Below are 14,579 nucleotides of genomic sequence, written 5' to 3'. Positions count from 1 at the left end.
AATACTTTTCCTACTTTTGCATTGTATTATACACAAAGCAAACTTTCAAATCGCCAAGGCATAGCCTATTTTCTGCAAAAATAGTGCAAGTCGAATGCAAAGAAGTTCGCTTCAATTTGCCGAAATGCCGCCTATATTCTGCAAAAATACAAAATACTTTTCTAATTTCAATGATAGCTGACGAATTATCATACCAGATCTGTCGACAATTCGACTTTACTCCAACCGCGCAACAGAGGCAAGCCATCCGCACTTTCGTCTCGTTCATGGCCGATCGCGATGCCCATACAGCAATGATACTCCGCGGCTCCGCGGGCACCGGAAAGACTTCTATCGCTGCTGCCATCGTAAAGTCGCTGGCAAGTTTGGGGCAAAAAATGCTGTTACTCGCACCCACCGGCCGCGCTGCCAAGGTGTTCTCCATCAACAGCAACCACGAGGCATTTACCATACACTGCCGCATCTACCGCGAAAGGTCTTACTCCGGCATCGGCGGAACATTCAATCTAAACGACAACATGCACACCGATACGCTCTTTATCATCGACGAATGTTCCATGATATCGAACGGTACAGGCGGCGAATCGGCATTCGGTAGCGGCCGACTATTAGACGATTTGATACAATATATATACAGCGGACGCAACTGCCGCATGCTGCTTATCGGCGACAGAGCGCAGCTGCCGCCCGTCGGAGAGCAAGAGTCGCCGGCACTGAACAGCAGGGTTATTGCCGCTTACGGACTTAAATTATACGAACAAGACTTGAATGAAGTGCTCCGACAGAGCCAAGATAGCGGCATTCTTTATAATGCCACGACCATACGTACCATGATTACACACGATGCACACACACTGCTTCCCAAGATCAGACTGCACGGATTTGCCGATATCAGCATCGTTACGGGCAACGAACTCATAGAGTCTTTGGCATCCAGTTATAGCAAAGTGGGCACCGATGAAACCATGGTAATTACCCGAAGTAATAAACGTAGCAACATTTATAACCGCGGAATACGCAACATGGTGTTAGGAAGAGAAGAGGAATTGACCGCAGGCGACATGCTTATGGTAGTAAAAAACAAGTATCTGGACTATGCTCCGTCATCCTCATCCGTACTGCCTGCGACCGCCGATCGCGGCATTTCGTTCATCGCAAACGGCGACCGTGCCTGCGTCAGACGTGTGAGAAACGTGCGCGAGCTCTATGATTTTCGTTTCGCAGACGTAACGCTCGACTTCCCCGACTACGACCACTTCGAGCTCGATACCACCGTTATTCTCGACACGCTTGCCGCCGATGCGCCCGCTCTTACACACGAACAGCAAGAACAACTCTACAACCGAGTGATGGAAGAAGATTACGGCGACATCGCCGTAAAGGCCGAACGTATCAAAAAGATGAAAGGAAACGACTACTTCAATGCCGTGCAAATAAAATACGCCTATGCCATTACCTGCCACAAGGCACAGGGTGGACAGTGGGCACATGTATATCTTGACCAAGGTTATATGACCGATGAAATGCTCACACCCGACTATCTGCACTGGCTCTACACGGCATTTACGCGGGCCACTGAGAAACTCTATCTCGTGAACTGGCCCGAAACGCAAACCATAGATCATGCACCTATCACAGACAGATAGCCCGTCTGGCGGCCACAGGCAGTACGTTTATCGCACACAGACAGCACGTCTATGCTTCCTTAAATAAACATAATAATGTAGCGCACAGGCCGCAGAACATGTGTATTTTGACTATTTTTGCACTAAACGGATGTGTTCCGAGCCACGCAGAAATATATTATCCCGCAGCAAACATCCCTATTCGATATCGATATATGAAGAAGATATTTTTCGTTATTTTCGGCTTTATGCTTGCCATGATGTCCGTTTCGTCGTGCAAATATGCCCCTAAAGAAGAATTAGGCGATACGGTTGCCGCAAGCGTTTTCGATGTATTCGACACTCAAAACAAACCGGCAAAGCCAAAGAAAGCCCAAACAGCAGTGAAAGACAGTGCCCGCATCTTCGTTATCGGCGATGGTTCCGATCGCCATACGCTGCAGCTGCTCTCTTTCCCCTCGCGGCGCGACACGTTTACATACGGCAAGGCGCGCCATCTGAAGGTGGAGGGAAACACCGAAATCGGCAATATTATCCGCGTAAAATTCTTTGTTTTAAAGTCTGGCGACAGCATTGTAAGTAGCATAGAGCAGGTATCTGCCACCGGTAAGGATGAATGATGAAGGACGAACGATGAAGGTTTAATGGCCGCATCGCAACAAGTTAGCTCATTTAAACACTCCATAATCAACTGCTTTAAGATAATCATCCCGTCTCTACCCTTGCCTCTCAAACGAACAAGCCTATTCGTATGCGTGCACCGGATAGTCTATCGTGTAATGCAATCCGCGGCATTCTTTGCGCTCAATAGCCTGCCGTGTAATCAGATAACCCACGTTAATCATGTTTCGAAGCTCACATATATCGCGACTTGCCTTTACGTGTTTGAAGAGTGTTTCGGTCTCCTCGTACAGCAAATCGAGCCTGTTCCAAGCCCTCTTCAGGCGCATATCCGAACGTACAATGCCCACATAATTGCTCATTATCTCGCCAACTTCTTTCACACTTTGCGTTATAAGCACGCGTTCTTCATTGGTTAACGTGCCTTCATCGTCCCACTCGGGCACTTGTTCGTTATATGTATAATCGCTAAATCGAGCTACACTGTGCTTAGCAGCCATGTCTGCATACACTACAGCCTCGATAAGCGAGTTCGAGGCCAACCGGTTACCGCCGTGAAGTCCCGTACAAGCGCACTCACCTATGGCATATAAGCGGCTTATACTGGAGCAACCGTCGAGATCTACCTTAATTCCACCGCACATATAATGAGCTGCAGGGCGCACAGGTATATACTCTTTCGTTATATCAATGCCTATACTCCGGCACTTCTGATAAATGTTAGGGAAATGAAGTTTAGTCTCTTCCGCCTCTTTATGGGTAACATCGAGGCACACATGGTCTATTCCGTGTATCTTCATCTCCTTGTCTATCGCCCTTGCCACGATGTCGCGGGGCGCCAAGGAGAGCCGTTCGTCGTATTTCTCCATGAACGATTCGCCCGTCGGAAGGCGCAATATGCCGCCGTATCCGCGCATAGCTTCGGTGATAAGATACGCGGGATGCGTCTCTTTAGGATAGAACAAAGCCGTGGGATGGAACTGTACGAACTCCATATCCTGCACAGTTCCCTTGGCCCGATATACCATCGCCTCGCCGTCGCCCGTAGCTATAGCGGGGTTAGTCGTGGTCTGATACACCGCTCCACAGCCCCCTGTGCACATCAAGGTTACCTTGCTAAGGTAGGTATCTACCTTCTGCGTGTCGGGATTAAGTACGTAAGCGCCGTAACATTCTATGCCTGTAGTGCGACGAGTTACCTCGAATCCGAGGTGATGTTGGGTAATAATCTCCACCGCGAAGTACCCTTCTCTCACATCGATAGCAGGGTTTAGCTTTATTGCCTCTATCAGTTTGCGCTGGATTTCGGCCCCTGTATCGTCGGCATGATGCAATATACGGAACTCAGAATGCCCGCCTTCTCGGTGTAGATCGAACGTTCCGTCGGACTTCCGGTCGAAGTTAACGCCCCAATTCACCAGTTCTTCGATCTGTGCGGGGCCATTCTTTACCACTTGTTCCACAGCTCTCGGATCGCTGATGTAGTCGCCTGCCACTATCGTATCACGGATATGTTTCTCGAAATTGTCCGCTCCGAAATCGGTAACCGAGGCCACTCCCCCCTGCGCAAATGCCGTGTTCGCCTCTTCGAGCGACGACTTGCAGATGATACATATCTTGCCTTTACAAGCTCTTGCTACTTTCAAGGCGTAACTCATACCGGCAACACCGGCCCCGATAATAAGGAAATCGTACTTAAAAACCATTACATATTATATATATATCGTTGCAAAAGTAGCAATTTATCTGTAATTTGGCAGAAGAAAGCAGATATTTTTGTAATTTTGCACGGTGTATGTAACGCCCTTTCCGGCACCGCACAAGCGGGCTGAGGAGGTAATTTAAGTTTATGAACAGAGTCTTTCATCAGCGCTTTACGCTCGTTGCAAAGTGCAGCATCGCCCTATTTTCGTTGCTTGCCGCATACCTTTTCTGGATTAAGAGCGCCCTGACAGGCACCGTAGTTCTGATAGTTGTGGTAGGTATAATAGAGCGCGTGGTTCATTCTTCCTACACTTTCGCTACCACAGACCGAGGCGAAATGCTTACGATAAACCACGGACGTTTTTCGAAGAACATAGTTATTCGGGTGAACGACATTATCAAATGCACAAAAATGACAACGGTCTTCGGCATTTACTCCTACCTGCTATTGGAGTACGGAGTAAGACATTTCGTCAGTATACAGCCCAACAGCGCCGACAGGTTTATGGAAGAGCTGAGGAAAAGACAAGAAAAAGACTTGCTAAAATGAATATGTTTTTAAGATATATCATCGGTCTTGCGCTCATATTTGCCGCAGCTTTGCCCGCTGCAGCGCAGATAGACGATGAGAATATAGAAGATGAAGACCAAAGTAACATAGCCGATTCGGCAATGATTGCTACCATCGAAGCCGACAGTATAGCGCTGCCGTGGCCGCAATCCGTACAAAGAAACATCGACAGACTGTTGCAGAGCAGCATGTTCAAGACCTCCCAAATAGGACTGATGGTATACGATTTGGACGCCGACAGCACCCTCTATCGCCACAACGAGCGGCAACTGATGCGGCCAGCCTCTACGATGAAGATCATTACAGCTATCGCCGCGATCGATAAGTTGGGCGGTGATTACCAATTCAAAACGGAACTTTGCTACACCGGAAAGGTAGAAAACAACACGTTGACGGGCGATGTATATTGCGTAGGTGGCTTCGATCCCCGCTTTAACAGCGACGACATGAACGCTTTCGTAGAGAGTTTACAGAAGATGGGAGTAGACACTATCCGCGGTCATCTGTATGCCGATAAGAGCATGAAGGACCAAAATACGCTCGGAGAAGGATGGTGTTGGGACGACGATAACCCCATCTTGTCGCCGTTGCTCATATCGAGAAAAGACAAATTCGTGGATAAATTCATGGATAAACTGCGCGAATCGGGCATTATTGTAGATGCTTTCGGCTCTACAGGGCGTAAGCCCGAAGACGCTTTCTGTATCTGCCGTCGGTTCCATACCATCGACCAAATCTTGCTGCGCATGATGAAAGAGAGCGATAACCTGTATGCCGAATCGATGTTCTACCAACTTGCAGCGTCGACAGGCAACCGTCCGGCAACGTCGAAGAGTGCACGTGCCGTCATTAAACGCCTCATCAACAAGCTCGGAATGAACCCTGCAAGCTACCGGATTGCCGATGGTTCCGGCCTTTCACTATATAATTATGTGAGCGCAGAGCTCGAAGTAGCCCTGCTGCGCTATGCCTATCGCAACGGCAACATCTATCTGCATTTGCAACCTTCGTTGCCTACGGCGGGCGTAGACGGCACACTCGAGAAACGCATGCGCGGCCCCTTCACCCGCGGAAGGGTATGGGCAAAGACGGGAACCGTTACGGGTATCAGCAGTCTGGCGGGCTATTGCAAGGCTTCCAACGGGCACACGTTGTGCTTTGCTATCATCAATCAGGGGCTTATGCATGGCAAGAACGGCCGCGCTTTCCAAGATCAAGTGTGCGAAAGTTTATGCTCTCCCCAATAAAAACAGTATATATAATATGGATAGAATTAGGATCTATGTAGAACACATCCTACAAATAAGCGGCATAGACGGTACATATATCCCCGTTCTGCGCCACGTGTTGCTGGTCGCCATTGCCATCCTATTGGCATGGTTAAGCGACTTTATCTGTCGTAAAGTATTCGTTCCGGTAGTTTTGAAGCTAACAAAAAAGACGCCACTCAAATGGGACGACGTGCTTTTCAACCGCAATGTACTCATCAAGGCATGCAACATTGTGCCGGCAATTGTTATATGGGAACTCCTTCCGATGGTATTCTATCAGTTCCCTGCGGTACGCGAAACGCTCGCACGCCTTACAGCTATCTACATTACCATTATGACCGCACGGCTGTGCATCGTGCTGATCAATGCTTTCAACACGCTCGAAACCACCGATAACAGTTCCACCCAGCAGTACATAAAGTCGTTCTGCGGGGTGTTGAAGATAGTTGTAATCTTCATAGGCGCTATTGTCGGCATCGCTATCATATTCAACAAGAACCCGATGACATTATTTGCAGGCCTTGGAGCCACATCGGCTGTGCTCATGTTAGTATTCAAAGACACCATTTCGGGATTAGTTGCAGGCATCCGACTTACCAGTAATAACATGGTTAGTGTGGGCGACTGGATCACCGTACCCAAGGCTGGAGCGGACGGAAACGTAGAGGAGATCAGCCTTACAACGGTAAAAGTACGCAACTTCGACAATACTATAATAACGGTAACCCCGCAAACTTTAGTCGACGACTCGTTCCAAAACTGGATCGGGATGCAACAAAGTGCAGGCCGAAGAGTAACACGTAAGATATATATAGACTTCAACAGCATCTGCTTGGCAGAGGGTGAAATGCTGCAAAAGCTAAAAGATAAGGGCTATGCACCGGCCGATACGGACGACGGAACAATAACTAACGTAGGCCTATACCGTAAATATATCGAGGCCAAACTGCTCAAAATGCCGCAGATAAACACCGACCTAACGTGCATGGTGCGCCTGCTCGAGGCTACTACAACAGGCCTTCCGATGGAACTCTACTTCTTCCTACGCAACAAAGAGTGGGTGCATTACGAACACGAACGCTCCGCCCTTATGGAATGGGCGTATGCTCTTGCACCGATATTCGGACTGAAAATATACCAACAACTGGCTGCTTCGGGCGAATAGACCGCATTATTGTCTGCGGCAAGACTATTGTCTTTCGTAGACAACCGCTTTCTTTACGCCGTCTCCAGACTGTAAAGAAAACCTGTACATGGGCTTCTCGTCCTCGGTTTCCGTTACGAATGTGCAGAAATCGTCTATCTTTTTCCCATCTACTTCCGTAACGGTATCGCCCACACGCATACCGTCTGCATACACTTTACTCTGTTCATTGATCAGACTCACTATAGGCTTACCGTCGACAGGCACCACGAAAAAGTCGGACGGTTGGCGATCTACATGGCACGTATCGCCATCATGATAAGGTCGGAAAATAAGTCTTTCGCGGAAAGGATCAATAATTACCGATCCATATTGCAGCATCCGACAGCCCAAGAGCGAGTTTCCAACGCCGGTACTTGTCGGTACACCGAAGAAAGACATCCTGCCTACGCGCAATCTATCTAACTGCAACACCACGATTTCGTGCTCTTTTCCCGTACCGAACACACCCATACTCGCGCGTCCCACGCCCGTCCATCGCACCTGTTTGCGCATTTTTTCGGCAACAGGCATAAACTTTTCCTTGTCTGTTTGGACAAACACGTCGAATGCCCCAACCTTGTTCATTGTATAGAAGCCATTGAAACCGGTATCAAAGATAGCTTTATCTTTACACGAAGCCGATGGCTCGAGCTCTACAACGGGCACTCCGTGCATCTCGTAAGGTAGCATTATGCCCTTTTCCTTACGGAAGAAGTCTTTGCGGTCGGTCAGTATCAGCACCTTACTTCTTAGGTCGATCTTAACCAAAATGCCTTTGCAAAAGAGGTTAAAACCGATAACACCGTCGTTGAAACAATCTGAAATGACCGACGGAGGCACCGTTGCAGCAGGATAATCGGTAATGGAAAGACTGCCTAAGCGCATGAGCGGGAGCCTTACCAACCGCGTTTTCCGCCCGATGTTATGGCTATCGGCCACGACAACTGATGTATCTTTACACAACGATCTTATGGCGGAATTATCATGAATGCCCCCCATAGTGGCGCCTGTATCAAGACATAAGTTGTACGTTTCGCCGTCTATCGCCACTGCAAGAATTATCTGTCCGCGACGGTAGTTGATGGGAATAGTGTCGACAAAGTCTTTTCGATCGATCGTAAAGTCGATGTATGTGCTGTTTTTTGATTGTGCAAAGGCCGTAAACGCAAGTGCAGAGCCTACGAGGAGCAGCAGATAACGCAGACGAATAACGGATATGGAAACCATAAACGACAGATATGCCCTTTATTTTCCTTCGGCCAATTCGGTCAAGAGAGCCTCTAATTTATCGGAAACCACGGTGCCTAATACCACTTTACCATCCTTGTCGATAAGATACATCGAGGGTATCCACTTCACACCGTATGCTTTCGAGATGTCCGTATCGTGGAACTTCTTGAGTTCGCTCACCTGCCTGTAAGCAATACCATATTGCTTTATCGCCTTTTTCCATGCCTCCTTGTCGGTATCGAACGATACTCCAAGGAACTCAAATCCCCGTTTATGAAACTTATCATACATGCGTACCAAGTTCGGAGCATCCTTCCGACAGTCCGGACACCACGATGCCCAGAAGTCGAGTATAAGGTATTTGCCTTTAAAATCGCTCAACTTCACGGTCTTCCCATCGGGTGTTTTCAGGCTGAACGCGGGCACTGCGGTTCCTACCTTGAGCAACTCCGTGGCGTACTTCGCATCGGGATCGGCATTATCTGCCGTCTGTGCCGCTGCTGTTTGCTGCATTGTCATCATCATTAGCACGGCCATAAGCCACATTAAATTCTTCTTTATCGGTTTCATTTTTCCGGTCTGTTTTAATCGTTTATAATGCCACAAAGAAACAAAAAAAGCAGGAAACAGCCAAATCTTCGGGGTGTATTAATTCTTTTTACGGGAAATAAAATGCCGGCGAGGCCTATTTATCCGTTCTGTTCGCTGCAGACACGGCAGCTTTTTCCATATCCCGTCGCGATTTGGACTTGGTTACCATCCACACACCCGTAAAGACCAAGATCGTTGCAAGGCCCTGACTCCACTTGAAAACACCTATGCCGGTAAGCACGCTTACCACTACCGACACCAACGGTTGTACGTAATTGTAGATGCTTACCACCGTAGGACGGAGCATCTTCTGCCCTACCATCGTAAGCAGATAGCTCACATAAGTGCCGAAGAAGACCACATAGCCAGCCTCCCAAAGCGTGGTATCGGCGATGCTCCTCCACTCTATGGCTCGTATATGGCCGTTGGTAAAGGGCAAAACGAACACCACAGCCCATGTAAACATCCATTTGTTGACCGTAAAAACGCTATATTTCCTGATCAGTTTGTTGAACAACGACAGATAGAGCGCAAACGAAAACTGCGCGGCAAGGCAAAGTACGTCGCCCGATATACTGCCCACCTTGGCATTTACTGCCCCCATACTCGTCATAATCAGTATCAATGCGCCGCAACAACCTGTAAGTACGCCCAACACTTTCTTGCCTGTAAGCGGTTCATGCAGAATGGCAAACGAGAGTATCATGGCAAAGATCGGCATCGAGGTGGTCATGATACTGGCATTGATAGGCGATGTTATGCCCAGTCCGATGGTGAAACAGCACTGGTTGCACACCAGTCCGAACACGGCAGCACCGGCAAACAGCAGCACATCTTTTAAGGGAACACGCTCTTTGGGAGCAAATATAGAGGTAATCCAGAATAGAACTGCGCCGCCAAGAACGCGGAAAGAAACCATGCAGAAGCTATCTATACCGTGCGTCATGGCATCTTTTCCCACGGGCGACATCAGTCCCCAAAAGGCACATGCCATAAACATACTTAAATGAGCAATAAGAGGTTGCCTGTTTATCTTTTCCATCTGTTATTCGTTAAATCAAGCACAAAGGTAGTTATTTAATTCTTGTTTTGCCATTCGTAATTGGTAATAAATTGCTATATTTGCCATGTCGGGCAAGACAGACGGCACATCTGTCTGCAACAGACAATAAATGTAACACCGATAAAGCTATGAAGTATGCGGATTATATAGTACAGATAGAGATAGAATCTCTATGGAGCGGGCAGAGACATGTGGTGTGGAACCTCGATCGGCAGGTAAACATATTGAGCGGAGTCAATGGGGTTGGCAAGAGTACAATATTGAACAAAGTGGTAAAGGGATTGGCTGCAGGAGGCGAATTTCCAAGCCATATGCTCAAAGGAGTGCATCTGAAAGTGAGCCCGGAAGACGCTAAATGGATACGATACGATATTATTCGCTCGTTCGACCGGCCTCTTATCAACGCCGACACACTAACTAAAATGGACGCAAGTCTGGCAACCGAGCTCGATTGGCAGTTGTTTCAGCTGCAACGGAAGTATCTCGATTATCAAGTAAATGTCGGTAATCGCATCATACATATACTGCAAAGCGGCGCTGCAGATGCCGCCTTGGAGGCTCAGCGCATATCGGAACCGAAGAAAATATTCCAAGATACGATCGATAAACTGTTTGCCGAGACCGGTAAAAAGATTATCCGTAACGAGAATGAGATACGTTTTACACAGATAGGAGAGACACTTTTCCCTTATCAACTGTCGAGCGGAGAGAAACAGATGCTCGCTATACTGCTCACAGTTCTTGTGGAAGACAACAAACCTTATGTGCTCTTCATGGACGAACCCGAGGTTAGTCTGCACGTAGACTGGCAACAACAGCTCATCGACCTGATACTGCAGCTCAATCCCAACGTGCAGATAATACTTACAACCCATTCGCCTGCCGTTATTATGAATGGCTGGATAGACAAGGTAACCGAGGTTTCAGACATTACAGACCGAGAAAATTGAACCCGTAACACCAACGAAAGGCTGCAACATGGGGCACAGATTGCAAGAACATTTATCGTCGGGATACTTGGAAGCCGCCAACCGTTTGAACTCTAAACGGGCGAGGCGTCGCATCGTGGCATACGTCGAAAGCTACGATGATGTATTCTTTTGGCGGTCTGTCTTGGGCAAATACGAGAACGAAAGGCTGTATTTTCAGGTGATGCTCCCATCGCGCGTCAGGCATTTAGAGCGCGGAAAGAAGGCCGTACTCATGAACCTACTTTCGGAAAAAGTCGGTACAGACATGATAGCCTGTGTAGATGCCGATTACGATTACCTTATCCAAGGCGCCACATCGACCTCTCGAACGGTCGTAGACAATCCGTATGTGTTCCATACTTACGCATACGCCATCGAAAACCTGCAGTGTTATGCGCCTTCGTTGCACGATGTATGCGTGATGGTTACACTGAACGATCACGCTATTTTTCCATTTACCGAGTATATACGGCTGTTTTCCGAGGCTATCTATCCCCTCTTCGTGTGGAATATATGGTTTTATCGCACGCCAAACTATGGGGAATTCACCATTACAGACTTTCTCCGTGTAATAGAAACGGGCAATTTCAGCGTTCAACATGCCGAGGATATTCTGCAAAACGTACGCAGGAAAGTGGAAAAGAAAGTAGGACAACTGAAGAGAAACCACCCGAACGCTAAGGACAGTTACCTAAAATTAAAGGACGATTTGCGGCGTCTTGGCGTAACACCCGATACCACCTATTTATATATACAGGGGCACCACCTCTTCAACAAGGTGGTGCTACCGATGCTGAACAAAGTATGTAACCGTCTTATAAGGGAACGTGAGAACGAAATATCGTACCAAAGTCTGCATTATACCCAACGGAGAAACGAACTGTCTTGTTACAGTAACAGCGTCGGAGATATTGCCTCGATGCTCAAGAAGAACACCGGATACCTGTCATCCGAACCTTTCGCGCGCATTCAAGCCGATGTGGAACGCTTCGTAAACGCTATTTTACCTTCCACAGAGCCTTCACTTCATCGAACGACACATTAAGTCCGCCATCCTCACCCCTATCGGGATCGATAATCAGATGGTCGCACTTCGCGGCATCTATCCCAGTCATGTACCCGTTTCCGGCAATGGTCAGCGTGCCTATATGGTAATTTTCGCCGTACAAGGCGCCACTTTCGTTTTCTTCACCGGATATAAGTCGATAGAAGATATTGCCCGCTTTAGAATTGTAGAGATGCAGCGTAGGATGCCCAACGATACGGAGTCGGCCGATTTCCGTGCCCTTACTAAGCGTGATAACGCCCGGTGTACGTACCGTAAGTTTGGGAAGTTTCGCACCTTCGAGCACAATTTCGTGCTCATATTTCAAATCGATATTCTCAAGACTTCGGTCTGCCAAAAGTTTTATCTTCAACGTGTCGCTACTATAGATAGTATCCGGATCGATCTTGTTCATATCGGCATTCTGCAACAGTCGCAAGTTTTTTCGCAGCAAACTCTTGCCTTCATCGGACACGCGGATACGCAACGTGTTGCCTATCTGCACCACCTTTAATACTTCCGAAGGATAATTAACGCTGCAGCCATTGCCGGTTGTGTCGGGTACAATGACTAACTGCAGCTGCACATTCGCACTGTCGAGCAGATCGATCCTACCGTCGAACACGACATTATGTACCATCTTGAGCTTACGGTCGGCCATTTTCGTTAGGTTAAACACATCAGACAGCTCCTTTTCAGGCACCAAAAAGAGCAAGATAAATATAAAAGGTATAAGGATAAGCGTACCCAATGTGATGTATGTAGTATTCTTCATCTTCTGTTCCTCCTATTATAAACGGTCGATAATTTCAAGTTCTTTGAGCCGTCGGTACGACAACCACCAGCTGAAAAGGATAAGCACAACAAAGAAAACACGGATCAACGTGTTGCGAACAGCAAACTCCTCATTAAAGAAGCCAGTAAAGATACCGGAGAAAGACATAAAGACAAAGGCATAATACCATATTAGAAAGAACAGAACAACCGACGATGCAAGCACGGCACGTCGCGGAAAGAACACTCCTCCAAGCAAGTAGAAAGAGACGCATCCCCCATAAAATATAAAGAAATCTATTATATCCGTCGCAGTTTCATATTTCCCGCAAAGGCTGAATAGCGTTATCGGGAGCTTGCTGTAGATAGGAGCAAACATCGCTACACGGATAAGGTCGGCGGCATAGAAGCACGCGAAAAACACGACAAGGAACATGGGTACCTGCATCACCCACCGCGCCAACCAGCTTTCGAACATGGAAATGGGTGTGGTAAGCACCCCTATCCGTTCGCTTTTACGCCTGCTGTCGTGCAGAAACCTCGATGCTACAAAGCAGCCAAGTATAACGATCGCCACTTTAAAAATAACCTCCTCTACCGATCGTTGGGGATCTGTATCGGGAATTTCTAAGTTGTATTTTACGATATCTTCATTACTATAAAAAGAATAAGTTTGTATGGAAGTCCACATAATGGCCACCAATAGGCCTGCAAAAAGGATCACAGAGCGCATCAAGTTGGTGCGCCAACGTTCGATAAACAGCTTTTTAAAATAGCCTGCAAAGCGGCTCCATTCAAAGAAATCGTTATTGCTCATGGTTATTCTCCTTACTCTTTAAAGTATCTTTATAATATTGTTCGAGGTCTATCTTGCCGTCTTTGCGAATGCTATCGGCATCTGTTTCGGCGATAATGCGTGTTCCATCGATCATTATAATACGGTCGAGCACCGCCTCGATGTCCTTAACTTGATGCGTAGCCACCACGAATATGCTCTCTTCATTGCGCCCCTTGGTAAGGAAGGTGCGGAACTGTTCCTTGCTAAGTATATCGAGTCCGTTGGTCGGTTCGTCCATCAAGAGCACACGGGTGTGGGTTGCCATAGCGAAACTCATAAAGATTTTCTTGCGTTGACCGAGCGACAACTCGCTCAATTTGGCATCTGTATGCGTATTAAACACATCTAAATAGGTGTTCATATCTTCTTCCGAGAAGCGCGGATAGAACATACGGTTGGTTTCTATGTAGTGTTTAAGCGTAACGTTCGGCAGTTCAAACTCGTCGGGCACGATGAATATCTCGCGCATCGTGCCGGGCAACCGCTTCCTAACGTCCGTTCCGTTGTAGGTAACCAGCCCGCTTTGCGGCGTCAGCAGGCCCGACATAAGGTAGAGCATCGTAGACTTGCCCGTGCCGTTGGCGCCGAGCAGTCCGTATATATGCCCGGGCGACAACTCCATATTGAAATCTCTAAACACGGCACCCCTTGTCTTTTTGTAGCTGAAAGTCAGCCTCTTCACTTCCAATGTACTCATATTATCATTGTTGTTTAGTTGAAATAATTGCGCTTTTAGTGCTGTCCTAAGTACTCTAATATAGGCTTTTGAGGATATATCCGGGAGAAATAGCCGTCTCATCCGTCTCATTCAAAAAGGGAGGGGTTATCCCCCGAAACAGAAACCTATACAAACTACTTTTATTAAATGCCCCGTCTAAATATCTTACACTACCCATCTAAAACATTTACATAGCCTGTTTAAAAACGATACTTATAATATATTTGCAGCAAACAGACGACAAACGCCGTTCTGAAAACACGCTCTTTCCCTTGGAAAAACGAGGGTGGAAAGAGATTGTACGTAGAAAGTAAAAGAATCCGATTCCCTCCGTACCTCCCCTTTCCAAAGGGATAAATACGATTATAACA

General features: G+C 47.4%; 14 protein-coding genes. 7 read left to right on the top strand and 7 right to left on the bottom strand.

Annotated elements, in window-relative coordinates:
* Positions 1 to 170: 170 nt before the first annotated feature.
* Together HMPREF0663_RS07295 and HMPREF0663_RS07290 are read left to right on the top strand one after the other, a co-directional pair.
* Positions 171 to 1,646 carry an ATP-dependent DNA helicase gene (locus HMPREF0663_RS07295; protein WP_004369726.1) on the top strand — a complete coding sequence of 492 codons (1,476 nt, stop codon included), beginning with the start codon at positions 171 to 173 and terminating at the stop codon, positions 1,644 to 1,646.
* 194 nt (positions 1,647 to 1,840) lie between these two features.
* Positions 1,841 to 2,245 carry a hypothetical protein gene (locus HMPREF0663_RS07290; RefSeq protein ID WP_004369724.1) on the top strand — a complete coding sequence of 135 codons (405 nt, stop codon included), beginning with the start codon at positions 1,841 to 1,843 and terminating at the stop codon, positions 2,243 to 2,245.
* 123 nt (positions 2,246 to 2,368) lie between these two features.
* Here the strand turns inward: HMPREF0663_RS07290 and nadB are convergent, their stop codons facing one another.
* Positions 2,369 to 3,952 (bottom strand): L-aspartate oxidase, encoded by a 1,584-nt coding sequence (gene nadB / locus HMPREF0663_RS07285; protein WP_004369719.1) that lies wholly within the window; start codon positions 3,950 to 3,952, stop codon positions 2,369 to 2,371.
* 143 nt (positions 3,953 to 4,095) lie between these two features.
* On the opposite strand from nadB, the gene HMPREF0663_RS07280 reads away from it, so the two are divergent.
* From HMPREF0663_RS07280 to HMPREF0663_RS07270, 3 genes are read left to right on the top strand one after another with little or no spacing between them, the layout of a single operon-like run.
* Positions 4,096 to 4,500, top strand: a complete 405-nt coding sequence (locus tag HMPREF0663_RS07280) for a PH domain-containing protein (protein WP_004369717.1) — start codon at positions 4,096 to 4,098, stop codon at positions 4,498 to 4,500.
* Positions 4,497 to 5,768 carry a D-alanyl-D-alanine carboxypeptidase/D-alanyl-D-alanine endopeptidase gene (gene dacB / locus HMPREF0663_RS07275; RefSeq protein ID WP_004369716.1) on the top strand — a complete coding sequence of 424 codons (1,272 nt, stop codon included), beginning with the start codon at positions 4,497 to 4,499 and terminating at the stop codon, positions 5,766 to 5,768. The genes HMPREF0663_RS07280 and dacB overlap by 4 nt, the downstream gene beginning before the upstream one ends.
* A 16-nt stretch (positions 5,769 to 5,784) precedes the next feature.
* The gene (locus HMPREF0663_RS07270) at positions 5,785 to 6,957 is read left to right on the top strand and encodes a mechanosensitive ion channel family protein (protein ID WP_004369715.1); all 1,173 of its coding nucleotides are present in this window, start codon (positions 5,785 to 5,787) and stop codon (positions 6,955 to 6,957) included.
* 24 nt (positions 6,958 to 6,981) lie between these two features.
* Here HMPREF0663_RS07270 and HMPREF0663_RS07265 read toward each other — a convergent pair whose 3' ends face one another.
* From HMPREF0663_RS07265 to HMPREF0663_RS07255, 3 genes are all read right to left on the bottom strand, one after another.
* The gene (locus tag HMPREF0663_RS07265) at positions 6,982 to 8,205 is read right to left on the bottom strand and encodes an aspartyl protease family protein (RefSeq protein WP_004369714.1); all 1,224 of its coding nucleotides are present in this window, start codon (positions 8,203 to 8,205) and stop codon (positions 6,982 to 6,984) included.
* An 18-nt stretch (positions 8,206 to 8,223) separates the two neighbouring features.
* Positions 8,224 to 8,778 (bottom strand): peroxiredoxin family protein, encoded by a 555-nt coding sequence (locus HMPREF0663_RS07260; RefSeq protein WP_004369713.1) that lies wholly within the window; start codon positions 8,776 to 8,778, stop codon positions 8,224 to 8,226.
* Positions 8,779 to 8,893: 115 nt separating this feature from the next.
* A complete protein-coding gene (locus tag HMPREF0663_RS07255) occupies positions 8,894 to 9,841 on the bottom strand; it encodes a DMT family transporter (protein WP_004369712.1) in 948 nt (315 codons plus the stop codon).
* 149 nt (positions 9,842 to 9,990) lie between these two features.
* Here HMPREF0663_RS07255 and HMPREF0663_RS07250 point away from each other — a divergent pair, with 149 nt between their 5' ends.
* Positions 9,991 to 10,812: an AAA family ATPase gene (locus HMPREF0663_RS07250; protein WP_004369711.1), complete on the top strand. Its 822-nt coding sequence runs from the start codon at positions 9,991 to 9,993 to the stop codon at positions 10,810 to 10,812.
* Between the two features lie 28 nt (positions 10,813 to 10,840).
* Entirely contained in the window at positions 10,841 to 11,878 is a 1,038-nt protein-coding gene (locus tag HMPREF0663_RS07245; RefSeq protein WP_004369710.1) for a DUF4435 domain-containing protein, read from the top strand.
* Here the strand turns inward: HMPREF0663_RS07245 and HMPREF0663_RS07240 are convergent.
* From HMPREF0663_RS07240 to HMPREF0663_RS07230, 3 genes are read right to left on the bottom strand one after another with little or no spacing between them, the layout of a single operon-like run.
* Positions 11,832 to 12,653 carry a hypothetical protein gene (locus HMPREF0663_RS07240; protein WP_004369709.1) on the bottom strand — a complete coding sequence of 274 codons (822 nt, stop codon included), beginning with the start codon at positions 12,651 to 12,653 and terminating at the stop codon, positions 11,832 to 11,834. The two genes, HMPREF0663_RS07245 and HMPREF0663_RS07240, sit on opposite strands and share 47 nt — an antisense overlap.
* Before the next feature lie 15 nt (positions 12,654 to 12,668).
* On the bottom strand, positions 12,669 to 13,469 hold the full coding sequence (locus HMPREF0663_RS07235; protein ID WP_004369708.1) for a hypothetical protein: 801 nt from the start codon (positions 13,467 to 13,469) through the stop codon (positions 12,669 to 12,671).
* Positions 13,459 to 14,187 (bottom strand): ABC transporter ATP-binding protein, encoded by a 729-nt coding sequence (locus tag HMPREF0663_RS07230; RefSeq protein WP_016665272.1) that lies wholly within the window; start codon positions 14,185 to 14,187, stop codon positions 13,459 to 13,461. Before HMPREF0663_RS07230 ends, HMPREF0663_RS07235 begins: the two co-directional genes overlap by 11 nt.
* Positions 14,188 to 14,579: the final 392 nt, after the last annotated feature.

Origin of the sequence: Hoylesella oralis ATCC 33269, from assembly GCF_000185145.2 — a bacterium.
Classification (GTDB): domain Bacteria; phylum Bacteroidota; class Bacteroidia; order Bacteroidales; family Bacteroidaceae; genus Prevotella; species Prevotella phocaeensis.
The sequence above is the reverse complement of the archived record's forward strand: the minus strand, read 5'-3'. Positions and strand labels throughout refer to the sequence as shown.

Coding starts and splice junctions, on each gene's coding strand:
- HMPREF0663_RS07295 (WP_004369726.1), top strand. CDS start 171: ATGATAGCTGACGAATTATCATACCAGATCTGTCGACAATTCGACTTT.
- HMPREF0663_RS07290 (WP_004369724.1), top strand. CDS start 1,841: ATGAAGAAGATATTTTTCGTTATTTTCGGCTTTATGCTTGCCATGATG.
- nadB (WP_004369719.1), bottom strand. CDS start 3,952: ATGGTTTTTAAGTACGATTTCCTTATTATCGGGGCCGGTGTTGCCGGT.
- HMPREF0663_RS07280 (WP_004369717.1), top strand. CDS start 4,096: ATGAACAGAGTCTTTCATCAGCGCTTTACGCTCGTTGCAAAGTGCAGC.
- dacB (WP_004369716.1), top strand. CDS start 4,497: ATGAATATGTTTTTAAGATATATCATCGGTCTTGCGCTCATATTTGCC.
- HMPREF0663_RS07270 (WP_004369715.1), top strand. CDS start 5,785: ATGGATAGAATTAGGATCTATGTAGAACACATCCTACAAATAAGCGGC.
- HMPREF0663_RS07265 (WP_004369714.1), bottom strand. CDS start 8,205: ATGGTTTCCATATCCGTTATTCGTCTGCGTTATCTGCTGCTCCTCGTA.
- HMPREF0663_RS07260 (WP_004369713.1), bottom strand. CDS start 8,778: ATGAAACCGATAAAGAAGAATTTAATGTGGCTTATGGCCGTGCTAATG.
- HMPREF0663_RS07255 (WP_004369712.1), bottom strand. CDS start 9,841: ATGGAAAAGATAAACAGGCAACCTCTTATTGCTCATTTAAGTATGTTT.
- HMPREF0663_RS07250 (WP_004369711.1), top strand. CDS start 9,991: ATGAAGTATGCGGATTATATAGTACAGATAGAGATAGAATCTCTATGG.
- HMPREF0663_RS07245 (WP_004369710.1), top strand. CDS start 10,841: ATGGGGCACAGATTGCAAGAACATTTATCGTCGGGATACTTGGAAGCC.
- HMPREF0663_RS07240 (WP_004369709.1), bottom strand. CDS start 12,653: ATGAAGAATACTACATACATCACATTGGGTACGCTTATCCTTATACCT.
- HMPREF0663_RS07235 (WP_004369708.1), bottom strand. CDS start 13,469: ATGAGCAATAACGATTTCTTTGAATGGAGCCGCTTTGCAGGCTATTTT.
- HMPREF0663_RS07230 (WP_016665272.1), bottom strand. CDS start 14,187: ATGAGTACATTGGAAGTGAAGAGGCTGACTTTCAGCTACAAAAAGACA.